This is a genomic window from Streptomyces sp. YS-3, assembly GCF_045257485.1.
Classification (GTDB): Bacteria; Actinomycetota; Actinomycetes; order Streptomycetales; family Streptomycetaceae; genus Streptomyces.
In genome coordinates this window covers 1-11,307 of the sequence record NZ_JBJHPC010000206.1, presented here as the reverse complement: position 1 = coordinate 11,307, position 11,307 = coordinate 1, and the positions used below count along the sequence as shown (strand labels likewise).

Annotated in this window: 9 protein-coding genes and 1 tRNA gene; 6 read left to right on the top strand and 4 right to left on the bottom strand. The window is 69.4% G+C overall.

From position 1 onward, the window contains the following. The first annotated feature begins 400 nt into the window (after positions 1–400). The 3 genes from ACJA3G_RS18370 to ACJA3G_RS18360 all read left to right on the top strand — a co-directional run bounded on the left by ACJA3G_RS18370 (position 401) and on the right by ACJA3G_RS18360 (position 4,610). A complete protein-coding gene (locus ACJA3G_RS18370; RefSeq protein WP_406554086.1) occupies positions 401–2,728 on the top strand; it encodes a DEAD/DEAH box helicase in 2,328 nt (775 codons plus the stop codon). Between the two features lie 128 nt (positions 2,729–2,856). Next, positions 2,857–4,401, top strand: coding sequence for an amino acid permease (locus ACJA3G_RS18365; RefSeq protein WP_406554085.1), 1,545 nt, complete (start codon positions 2,857–2,859; stop codon positions 4,399–4,401). A gap of 136 nt (positions 4,402–4,537) precedes the next feature. Then, positions 4,538–4,610, top strand: a tRNA-Lys gene (locus ACJA3G_RS18360). 145 nt (positions 4,611–4,755) lie between these two features. On the opposite strand, the gene ACJA3G_RS18355 is transcribed toward ACJA3G_RS18360, so the two are convergent. The 4 genes from ACJA3G_RS18355 to ACJA3G_RS18340 form a co-directional block, all read right to left on the bottom strand. After that, positions 4,756–4,986 carry a hypothetical protein gene (locus ACJA3G_RS18355; RefSeq protein ID WP_406554084.1) on the bottom strand — a complete coding sequence of 77 codons (231 nt, stop codon included), beginning with the start codon at positions 4,984–4,986 and terminating at the stop codon, positions 4,756–4,758. 122 nt (positions 4,987–5,108) lie between these two features. Beyond that, positions 5,109–5,564, bottom strand: a complete 456-nt coding sequence (locus ACJA3G_RS18350) for a DUF6907 domain-containing protein (RefSeq protein ID WP_406554083.1) — start codon at positions 5,562–5,564, stop codon at positions 5,109–5,111. A 259-nt stretch (positions 5,565–5,823) separates the two neighbouring features. Beyond that, entirely contained in the window at positions 5,824–7,344 is a 1,521-nt protein-coding gene (gene xerC / locus ACJA3G_RS18345) for a tyrosine recombinase XerC (RefSeq protein WP_406554082.1), read from the bottom strand. Then, positions 7,341–8,033 (bottom strand): helix-turn-helix domain-containing protein, encoded by a 693-nt coding sequence (locus ACJA3G_RS18340; RefSeq protein WP_406554081.1) that lies wholly within the window; start codon positions 8,031–8,033, stop codon positions 7,341–7,343. The genes xerC and ACJA3G_RS18340 overlap by 4 nt, the downstream gene beginning before the upstream one ends. 96 nt (positions 8,034–8,129) lie before the next feature. Between ACJA3G_RS18340 and ACJA3G_RS18335 the strand changes: the two genes are divergently transcribed. The 3 genes from ACJA3G_RS18335 (at position 8,130) to ACJA3G_RS18325 (ending at position 11,191) form a co-directional block, all read left to right on the top strand. Continuing rightward, positions 8,130–8,369, top strand: a complete 240-nt coding sequence (locus ACJA3G_RS18335; protein WP_406554080.1) for a hypothetical protein — start codon at positions 8,130–8,132, stop codon at positions 8,367–8,369. Positions 8,370–8,602: 233 nt separating this feature from the next. Beyond that, entirely contained in the window at positions 8,603–9,913 is a 1,311-nt protein-coding gene (locus ACJA3G_RS18330; protein WP_406554079.1) for a DUF3631 domain-containing protein, read from the top strand. A gap of 354 nt (positions 9,914–10,267) precedes the next feature. Further along, a complete protein-coding gene (locus ACJA3G_RS18325) occupies positions 10,268–11,191 on the top strand; it encodes a DUF2637 domain-containing protein (protein ID WP_406554078.1) in 924 nt (307 codons plus the stop codon). The last annotated feature ends 116 nt before the right edge of the window (positions 11,192–11,307 follow it).

The following is an 11,307-nucleotide window of genomic DNA, read 5'->3' as shown; positions in this document are numbered from 1 at the left end:
GTCCCACCTGCGGAGACGCCGCCGGACCCGCCGGTGACCCCCAAGCCGAGCGACTCGCCGTCCGCCTCCCCGGCCGCCGACACCCGGACCACGGCCCTGCGCGCCCTCGGCGACAGCCCGGCCTCGCGGACCGAACCGGCGGCGTCTCCGCAGGTGGGACCGGCTTAGCCGGGGTGGCTGCGGTCCGTCGTGACCTGGATCGCAGGGGAGCGGTTTGCGCTCCCGGGGGGAGAGTGCGTATGGTGGTAGATCGTTTGATCCCATTGCCCGGCGCCGACACAGAAGAGCGCCGTGTGGCGCGTACTCTCCCTAGCCGTGGCTGACCGCATCGAGGCGGTCGAATTGCGAATCACGGAGTTGACGGGCGCGTGCCGAGACTCCGGAAGGTTTCGCATTTCGCATGTCCATTTCCAGTACTGAAAACACCGTCATGCCCGAGAACGACGAGATCGTCGTCGCCGAGGCCGTCGTGACCGAGACCGCCGTCGTCACCGAGACCGCTGAGGTCGTCGAGGTCCTGGTCGCCGACGAGGCCGTCGAGGCCGTCGAGGAGCAGGCCGACGAGGCCGCCGAGCCGACCCTCACCTTCGCGGACCTCGGGCTGCCCGAGGGCGTCGTGCGCAAGCTCGCGCAGAACGGTGTGACCAGCCCCTTCCCGATCCAGGCCGCGACCATCCCGGACGCCCTGGCCGGCAAGGACATCCTCGGCCGTGGCCGTACCGGCTCCGGCAAGACCCTTTCCTTCGGTCTGCCGACCCTGGCGCAGCTCGCCGGCGGCCACACCGAGAAGAAGAAGCCCCGCGCGATCATCCTCACGCCGACGCGTGAGCTCGCGATGCAGGTCGCGGACGCGCTCCAGCCGTACGGCGACGTGCTCGGCCTGAAGATGAAGGTCGTCTGCGGCGGTACGTCGATGAGCAACCAGATCTACGCCCTGGAGCGCGGCGTCGACGTCCTCGTCGCCACCCCGGGCCGGCTGCGCGACCTCATCAACCGCGGCGCCTGCTCGCTCGCCAACGTCCAGGTCGCCGTCCTCGACGAGGCCGACCAGATGTCCGACCTGGGCTTCCTGCCCGAGGTCACCGAGCTGCTCGACCAGATCCCCGGCGGCGGTCAGCGCATGCTCTTCTCCGCCACCATGGAGAACGAGATCAGCACGCTGGTCAAGCGCTACCTGACGAACCCCGTCACGCACGAGGTCGACAGCGCGCAGGGCAACGTCTCGACGATGACCCACCACGTCCTGGTCGTGAAGCCGAAGGACAAGGCGCCGGTCACGGCCGCCATCGCCGCCCGCAAGGGCCGCACGATCATCTTCGTCCGCACCCAGCTGGGCGCGGACCGTATCGCCGAGCAGCTGTGCGAGTCGGGCGTGAAGGCCGACGCGCTGCACGGCGGTATGACCCAGGGCGCGCGTACCCGCGTTCTCGAGGACTTCAAGAAGGGCTACGTCAACGCCCTGGTCGCCACCGACGTCGCCGCCCGCGGCATCCACGTCGACGGCATCGACCTGGTGCTGAACGTGGACCCGGCCGGTGACCACAAGGACTACCTGCACCGCTCGGGCCGTACCGCCCGGGCCGGCAAGTCCGGTGTCGTCGTCTCGCTGTCGCTGCCGCACCAGCGCCGCCAGATCTTCCGGCTGATGGAGGACGCGGGCGTCGACGCCTCGCGCCACATCATCCAGAGCGCCGGCGCGTTCGACCCGGAGGTCGCCGAGATCACCGGCGCCCGTTCGCTGACCGAGGTCCAGGCCGACTCCGCGAACAACGCCGCCAAGCAGGCCGAGCGCGAGGTCGCCGAGCTCACCAAGCAGCTGGAGCGTCTGACGCGCCGCGCCGCCGAGCTCCGCGAGGAGGCCGACCGTCTGGTCGCCCGCTCCGCCCGTGAGCGCGGTGAGGACCCGGAGGCAGCCGTCGCCGAGGTCGCCGTGGCCGCCGAGGCCGAGGTCGCCGCCGCCGTGGTGGCCGCCGAGCCGGTCGCCCAGGAGCGTGCCTACGAGCGCCGTGACGACCGGGGCAACTTCGGCCGTCGTGACGACCGCGGGGACCGTGGCGACCGTGGTGGCTTCCGCCGCGACGACCGTCGTGACGACAACCGTGGCGGCGGCTTCAACCGCGACCGCAACGACCGTCCCGCGGGTGGCGGCTTCAACCGTGACCGTGGTGACCGTCCCGCCGGTGGCGGCTTCCGCCGCGACGACCGTCCGTCCGGTGGCTTCAACCGTGACCGTGGCGACCGTGGCTTCGAGCGTCGTGACGACAACCGCGGTGGTGGCTTCAACCGCGACCGCAACGACCGTCCCGCGGGTGGCGGCTTCAACCGTGACCGTGGCGACCGTCCGGCGGGCGGTGGCTTCAACCGTGACCGCAACGACCGTCCCGCGGGTGGCGGCTTCAACCGCGACCGTGGTGACCGTCCGGCGGGTGGCGGCTTCAACCGTGACCGCAACGACCGTGGCTTCGAGCGTCGTGACGACAACCGCGGCGGTGGCTTCAACCGCGACCGCGGTGACCGTCCCACCGGTGGCGGCTTCCGCTCCGGTGGCGGCGACCGCCCGTTCAACCGCGACCGCAACGACCGCCCCTCGGGCGGCTTCCGCTCCGGCGGCACCGGCGACCGTCCGTACGGCCGTCGTGACGACCACCGCGGTGGCACCGGCACCGGCACGAACACCGGCTCCTTCGGCCGCCGTGACGACAAGCCGCGCTGGAAGCGCAACGGCTGACACGCCGACTGAGTGAGTGAAGGGCCCGTACGGCACCCGATGGGTGCGGTACGGGCCCTTCCGTCTGCGGGCTTCTTTTGGCCAACGGTGGCGCATGTCCGGCCCTCCGCGAGGGAATCGCTGGGGGCATGACAAGTGACGCGAGTACGAATCCGGATGCCCACGGGGCTCCGGAGGATCTCGGTCCGGCGGGCGGCGGCGGTGCGGCGACGTCCGACGAAGAGCGGCTGGCACAGCTCGGCTACACCCAGGTGCTGGCGCGCCGGATGTCCGGCTTCGCCAACTACGCCGTCTCGTTCACCATCATCTCGGTGCTCTCCGGCTGTCTGACGATGTACGCGTTCGGCATGAACACCGGCGGCCCCGCCCTGATCACCTGGGGCTGGGTCGGGGTGGGCCTGATGACCCTGCTGGTCGGGCTGTCGATGGCCGAGATCTGCTCGGCGTATCCGACCTCGGCGGGCCTGTACTTCTGGGCGCACCGCCTCGCGCCGGAGCGCAGCGCGGCGGCCTGGGCGTGGTTCACGGGGTGGTTCAACGTGCTGGGCCAGGTCGCGGTGACGGCCGGGATCGACTTCGGGGCGGCGTCGTTCCTGGGCGCGTACCTGAACCTCCAGTGGGGTTTCGAGGTGACCCCCGGCCGTACGATCGCGCTCTTCGCGGCGATCCTGCTCCTGCACGGCCTGCTGAACACCTTCGGCGTACGGATCGTGGCGCTCCTCAACAGCGTGAGCGTGTGGTGGCACGTGCTGGGCGTGGCGGCGATCGCGGGCGCGCTGGCGTTCACCCCGGACCACCACCGCTCCACGCGGTTCGTCTTCACCCACTACGTGAACAACACCGGCTGGGGCAGCGGCTTCTACGTCGTCCTGATCGGCCTGCTGATGGCGCAGTACACCTTCACCGGCTACGACGCCTCCGCGCACATGACCGAGGAGACCCACGACGCGGCGACCGCGGGCCCGCGCGGGATCGTGCGGGCGATCTGGACCTCGTGGATCGCCGGGTTCGTCCTCCTGCTCGGCTTCACGTATGCCATCCAGTCGTACGACGACGAGCTCGGCTCGGCGACCGGCGCGCCGCCCGCCCAGATCCTCCTGGACGCGCTGGGGGCGACGGCGGGCAAGCTGCTCCTGCTGGTGGTCATCGGGGCGCAGCTGTTCTGCGGGATGGCGTCGGTGACGGCCAACTCCCGCATGATCTACGCGTTCTCGCGCGACGGCGCGCTCCCGTTCTCCCGCGTCTGGCACACGGTGAGCCCCCGCACCCGCACCCCGGTGGCAGCGGTCTGGCTGGCCACGGTGGGCGCGCTGGCGCTGGGCCTGCCGTATCTGATCAACGTGACGGCGTACGCGGCGGTGACGTCGATCGCGGTGATCGGCCTGTACATCGCGTATGTGATCCCGACGCTGCTGAGGCTGCTCAAGGGCGACGCGTTCACCCCCGGCCCCTGGCAGCTGGGCCGCTGGTCCCGCCCGATCGGCGTGGCGGCGGTGGCGTGGGTGGCGTTGATCACGGTCCTGTTCATGCTGCCCCAGCTGTCCCCGGTGACATGGGAGAACTTCAACTACGCACCGGTGGCGGTGCTGGTGGTGCTGGGCTTCGCGGCGGTGTGGTGGTTCGCCTCGGCCCGCCACTGGTTCCTGCGCCCGCCCCACCCCGGCTCCCGCTGACCCGCCCGCACCGTCCGTCGTGACCTGCGCATACCGGCCACGAAGAGGCCCGAACGGGCCGCAACAGGCCCGGCACCCGATACCCGATCGGCTGCCGGGCACTGTCGGGCTATGCTGCGGGGGTGCGGTATGCCAGGGGCCATTAGCTCAATTGGCAGAGCAGCGGACTTTTAATCCGTTGGTTGTCGGTTCGAGTCCGACATGGCCTACATCGAGTGGCGGAGGGTTCACCCCCTCTGACCTGCACAGGAGCGCCCCGGCCGGGGATCACCGGCCGGGGCGCTCCTGTGTTCTGAGGGTCAGTTGGGGCCCGTGCGTGAGCGATGCGTGAGCGGATGCGCCGTCAGGGCCTGGTCATGAGGCGGACGTGCGGTGCACGGACGGCTCCGTGAGCAGGGCCATGTGTTCGCGCGCCGCGCGGAGGCTCTGAAGGTGGCGGTCGAAGTCCGCGATGAGCTCGTCGACCTGCTCAAGGTTCAGCGAGGGCCATGAGCCGTCCCCGACGAACTCGATCTCGGGTACTGCATCCTCTGCCCAGTGGATGACCGCGAACTCCATGAGGGCATTGCCGTAGCTTCCGGTCATGGAGTGTGAGAGAGCACGGTGGAGACGGTCCTGAGAGGCGACATCCTCCCCGCAGTCCCTGCCGGTGCACTGGTTGGCGAGGGCTTCGCAGCGGCCCGCCTTGGGCGTCGGGAAAGTGACCTTCACGGCAGCGTCTCCGTCCACTCTGCATGGATGGCGACGAACCGGGCGTGGATTTCATCCAGGACGTCGCATTGCGCGCGAATCTTCGAGATGATTTCGGCGAACTCGTCGGGCGAGAGGTTCTCTATGACCTCGTCTTGGACTGGTTCAAGCACGAGGTGCGGCGCTCGCTTCCTCTGGCTGATGCTGTAGGGGCTGATCTGGACGCGGCCGGCGAGGACCGGGACGGGGGCGGATCCTTGCTCGGAGTCGAACAGAGGCAGCTCTGGACCGTCGAAGTGGAAGCCGTGGGTCAAGTCGTCCACTGCCCCGGAGTCGTCATTGAAGTGCGTGTCGGTGCAGTAAGGCGGGCAAGTCTCCGTGAGTTGGCCGCCTTGCGTAATCCTGCGGACCCAGGAGCGGACCGGGGCGTTGCCGGAACGGACTGTTGCCGGGGGAACGGGAGGGTTCGGCATGGAACGACTCCTCTGGTCTCTGACGATGGGGTGACGGAGGTGAGCCACCCTTGATGGACCACTGCCAGCCAGCCCATTTGCTGTCGCTGAGGCCGACACAACAGGTATCCGCAGGCTGGTGGCTATTGGCCTAATGGGGTGCCCTGCTACCGGGCAGCGAATCGAATCGGGCGCCGCCTACGTGGCGATGCCGATCCGCTCTGCGACGAGTTCATATTCGCCGCAGAGCGGACAGGACGCACCCGGAGAGCGCGCTTGGTCAGGCTGAGGATGCGGACGGTCGGGTCCGGGGTATGAGCCTCGCTGCCGCTTCGGCCACCGCTTGGTCGACCTCGGGGAGCAGGCTCGTGTACGTGTCCGAGGTCAGCGTGATCGTGGAGTGCCGCAGCGTCTCCTTGATCGTGTGGAGGTCGCCGCCGCTTCCGTGCGTGATCGTCGCGGCGACGTGCCGGAGGTCCCGGAGGGTGATTGGCGGCAGGTCAGTGTTGGCGAGGATGCGGCGGAAGGTCGCCGAGGCCGTCTCCGGGTGGAGCCACGAGCCGTCCTCTTGCGTGAAGACCTTGCCGGTCTCCTGCCAGGCATCACCCCACCTCTCGCGTTCCGCTTGTTGACGCTCGCGATGAGCCCGCAGGACGGCCACGTTCAGGCTGTCGAGCGCGATGGTGCTCGCGCTGCCGTCCGTCTTGGGCGCCGATTCGTACGGGTCCCAGCCATCGACGACCAGCTCCTTGGCCGGGGTTATCTGGCCGGCGTCGAGGTCGACGTCCGTCCATTCCTGGCCGACGCCCTCGCCGCGCCGCAGCCCGCGGGTGCCCATGAGATGGAAGAGGGGATACAGCCGGTCGCCTTCTGCGGCGTCGAGGAAGACGCCGATCTGGGCCGGGGTCCACACCATGACCGGGGAGGGCTTCTCCCCGGTCGCCCGCCAGCGTGCCACCCGCTCGTCGGTCCACAGCAGGGGCTTGGGCCGCTTGCCCGACTCCAGTTCGACGTGGGAGGCCGGATTGAAGGTGATGTACTGGCGGCTGATCGCGGCGTTGAGCGCGGCGCGCAGAGTGCGCCGGATGCTCTGCCGCGTAGCCGGTCCTGTTTGCCGCCGGAACGGCTTCATCTCCGCGAGCGCGGCCCGCTCCTTGGTCAGTCGCTGACGCTCGCTCGCGACCGGACGTCCCGGCTTGCTCGGCTTGCACCGGGCGATCTGCACGAGCCGGGCCGCGTTCTCTGAAGCGATCACCTCGTTCTCGTCGGCGATCGCGTCGAACATCTCCACCAAGTGGCCGACGTTCAGCCGGTCCAGACGGACATGGCCGATCCGGGGCTTGAGGTGCAAACGGATATGCCCCGCGTATCCGTTGATGGTGGTTTTGCGGCTCTTCTTGCCCGCGAGCCAGATGTCCAGCCACTCACCGACGGTCATCTTGCCGACAAGGTCCTGCCCGGCACGGAGGCGGCGCCGGGTCTCCTCTATGTCGGGGAGCGGGGCCTTGTCCTCGACGATCTGCTCCAGCAGGGCGACGATGCGCTCCAGATCCTCCGGCTCGTCGGCGTCGGCCAGGGCAATCAGGCCGCGGACGTGGTCGAGGTCGGCCTGGGCGGTCTTCAGCCACTCGTAGCCCGCGCGGTTGAAGGCGCGACGGGTGCCGTCCTCGCGGGGCGGCAGCTCCTGACGTATGGAGTACGAGCCGTGCTTGCGGCTGGCGAGCTTGGGGCAGTTCTTGCCGAGCGGCTTGCCGGTGTTCGCGTCGCGGCAGTAGCAGCGGCGGTGGGTGGAGCCCTTCAAACGCGTTCCTCCGTGGTGTCTGTGTCGGTATCGGGTTCGGGCGGATCTACGTCGCCCAGCGCGGGAGGTAGATCGGGCGTGATGGCTCCCTCCTCGCGGAGTTCGCGGCGGAGGATGCGGAGCCGGTATTTGGCGGCGATGGCCTGATCGCCGTACTTGGCCCGCTGGCGCTCTGCTTCTTCCTGCTGGGCGCGGCTGGTGGCTGTCTTGGCCGCGAACCGTGCCCGTTCTTCCTCTTCGAGCCCGGCCAGGGCCGTTCGGACGAGGCTGGCGTGACGCTCGAAGGCAGGGAGCAGGCCCGCGTCGTAGCCGGGTACGTGCTCCTCGCCGGTGAAGCGGCGCAGGGCCTCCCAGGTGGGCACGAGCTGCTGGAACGGGAGTTCCTGGGTCTCATCGACGTAGCCGACCGGGAAGATCAGGCAGGCCGGGTACGTCTTCAGGGCGGCGGCCAGGACCATGACGTCCACGAGGGGGAGGTTGGCCCGGCGGCCGGACTCCATGTTGGCGATCACGTTGCGCGGGATGGGATGCCCGAGCTGCGCGCAGCGGTCCGCCAGTTCCTGCGCGCTCCATCCCCGCTCCTTCCTTCTGCGCCGGACTTCGCTGGCCACGTTCGCCTTGACCCGGTCCTCCCACTCCGGGAAGTCGTCGTCCTCGTCAGTTCCATCATCGAAACGGTCTTGTGTCATGCAGACACATTAGCTTCGCCATCCTGGTTTGTAGGCGCCTGGAGACGGATGTGATGACCGCGTTCGCCGAGGGCTGCACCGAAAGGGGCGAACTGCATGCGCGAAGACGTGGCGGCCGGACAGTCGAAGGCCGTGAAGGGGATGAGCCGGGAGGAGCTGCTCGCTCTACCGGTGTCGGTTGACCTGGACACGGGCAACCGGGCTCTGGGTCTCGGCCGGAGCAAGGGGTACGAGCTGGCGAAGCGGGGCGCTTACCCGTGCAAGGTGCTGCGACTGGGCAACGCTTACCGGGTGGTGACCGCGGATCTGTGGCAGCTGCTGGGTCTGGCGGCGTGAAGGGGCGGGGCCCTAGCAGACGTTTCTGCGCTGAGCTGACACAGAAGCGCTGGACTGTGGACAGGCGTCTACGTACTGTCCGTCTTCCCTCGCCGTGGCCGAGTGCCCGCGAGAACGAAGCTAGCCTCCGGCGGTGCCACGCCGGAGGCCCTCAACTCCCCTACATCGCTGATGTGTACCAACCCGGCGGCAAGGGCGTGCCAGCCCGCCACCGCCAGACGAGGAGCCGCCTCATGCAACCTGCCACGCCTGAGCCCTATTCCGCACCCACCCCCGGGGAGTGGCCCACGGTGGCTGTCCCTGGCCAGCCCGGCACACACCCGCGTGGCGACGAGGGAGCCGAGGAGCCAGACATCGACCACGGTGACGAGGGCCAAGGCGCCGGGGAAAAGAAGCTGGCGCACGGACCGGAGGAGATACCCGACGAAGAGCAGCCCGAGGGGGCGCTGGTGCTGTCTGATCTGCGGACGCAGATCAAGCGGTACGTCGTCATGCCGAGCGAGGAGGCCCTCACGGCCGTGACGTTGTGGATCGCAGCCACGCATCTCCAGCGTGCCTGGCAGCATGCGCCTCGCCTGGCAGTGGTCGGTCCGGCCAAACGGTGCGGTAAGTCGCGCTTGCTGGACATGGTGACCGAGACCGTGCACAACCGCCTGATCACGATGAACGCCAGCCCTGCGGCGATCTTCCGCTCGATCACCGACGAGGACCCGCCGACCCTCCTGCTGGACGAGGCCGACACCCTCTTCGGCACCGCCAAAGTGGCGGAGAAGAACGAGGAACTGCGCGGCCTGCTGAACGCCGGGCACCAGCGCAACCGGCCCACCCTGCGGGTCACAGGTCCCGAGCACAAGCCAGTGGCCTTCCCCACCTTCGCCATGGCCGCGCTCGCCGGGATCGGCGACCTACCGGACACGATCATGGACCGGTCCGTGGTCATTCGGATGCGCCGCCGGGCACCGGGCGAGAGGGTGGCCTCCTTTCGCGTCGGCCGCGACACCCCCGCGCTGAACGCGGTCCGCGACCGGCTCTCCACCTGGCTGACGCCGTTGTACCCGCAGGCGGTGGACCTGGAGCCGTTCATGCCGGTCGAGGACCGCGCGGCCGACACCTGGGAACCCCTGGTGATCGTGGCCGACCTCGCCGGAGGCGACTGGCCCGCACTGGCCCGTGCCGCCTGCCGCTCCATGGCCGCCTACGAGGCCGGCCAGGACGAGGACAGCGGCCTGAAGACCCGGATCCTCGTCGACGTCCGCAGGGCCTTCGCCTTCCATGGCGACCCGCCCGTCCTGCGGACACGCACCCTGCTCACTTACCTCAACGAGGACGCCGAAGCGCCGTGGGCCGAGTACGGCGCCACGGGCCTGACCGCGCGGGGCTTGCAGGAGCTGCTGAAGGACTACGGCATCGGCTCCAGCACGCGCCGGTTCCCCGACAGTGCCCAGGCCAAGGGCTTCGCGCGCAACCAGTTCCTCGATGCCTGGGCCCGCTACTGCCCACAGCCCGACCCTGCGGGGGAGCCCGGCCCCGGCACCGCAGCCTGACCCGACTTGTCTCGTACCACTCGTATCCACGCAGGTCAGCGCAGGTACGGGTGATCTGCCCGCAACGAGTCGTCTCGTCATCGCAATTTCTCTCGTACCTGCTCTGACCAGGCATGTAACGAGTGGTACGAGTCACCACGCCGCACGGCGGCCACCCCGCGCTCGCCACCTCGCCGGGTGGCCACCGCCCAACCCCGTCTGGAGTGCCTCCGCTTGCCCTGCACCACCGCCGCCCCCTTTGCCATCGGCCCAATCGCCTCCGCCAGGGCCGACGCCAGCGTGTTCCCCCGCAGGCTCCTTAAGCCCCCGGCTCGTACGGATCGCGAACGTGTTCGTCACGGTGGAAGGTGAGAGATGACGACCAAGCACGCCGCCGAGCGGACCGTGCTCATCGTGGCTGGGGCCGTCATCATCGTCCTCACCGCTGGAGCCTTCGCGCTCTCGTACGCGCACCTGGCCGATGTCGCCGGCCAGCATGGACTGGGAAGCTCACCGGTCCGCCGCTGGGCTTGGCCCGCGACCCTGGACGCCTTCATCGTCGCGGGCGAACTGCTCATGCTCCGCGCGGGACTGCGCCGTGTCACCGATCGGTGGGCCATCGCCGAGACCGTGATCGGATCGGTCGGCTCCATCGCGCTGAACGTGGCCGGGGTCAGCGGTGCGAACCGCGCCGACGCGGTCCCGTTTCTCGACTATGTGGTCGCCGCGGTTCCTCCGCTGGCCGCGATGCTGGCCTTCGCCGTGCTGATGCGGCAGATCCACCAGCTCGTCGAGCGTCCCGCCGACCGCCCGGATCCGGTCTCCGGTCCGGAGCAGGTAACGCCGGTCACCCCCTCCGCCGGCCCCGTCGGTGTACCGGCTGCCGTATCCGGAACGCCGGGGGCGTCGGCTTCCGGTACCGCTCCGCGTTCCCATGACCAGACGCACCCGGCACGCGAGCACGAACCGGAAGAGGCCCGTGCCCTGGCCGCTCACCGCGACGCGGATCCGGTCAGCACGGTTCCGGAACGGAACGCGCCGGTGAAGCCGGAACGGACGCGGACCGGGAAGGGGAAGGGCGGCTCGCCCGGACGCGAGCCCGACCTGACCGATGCCGAACTACGGGCCATCGCATGCGATCTCGCCAACGGCACCGGCCTGCCCTCCGTCGCGGACATGCGCGCAGAGCTCAAGAGGCGTAACCACAAGGCCGCCACCGAGCGAATCACCAAGGCGCTCAAGGCACTGAAGGCCGACAGCGTTACCGGACAGCCTCCGCAGAACACCACCAGCGACTAGCAGTACGGGCTCAACGCCCAAGGTCCCCACCGGAATGCCCGAGGGCGCGTACCGAAATCACCGCCTGTACGCGCCCTCGGGCATTCCGGTGGGGACCTTGGGCGTTGAGCCCGTAC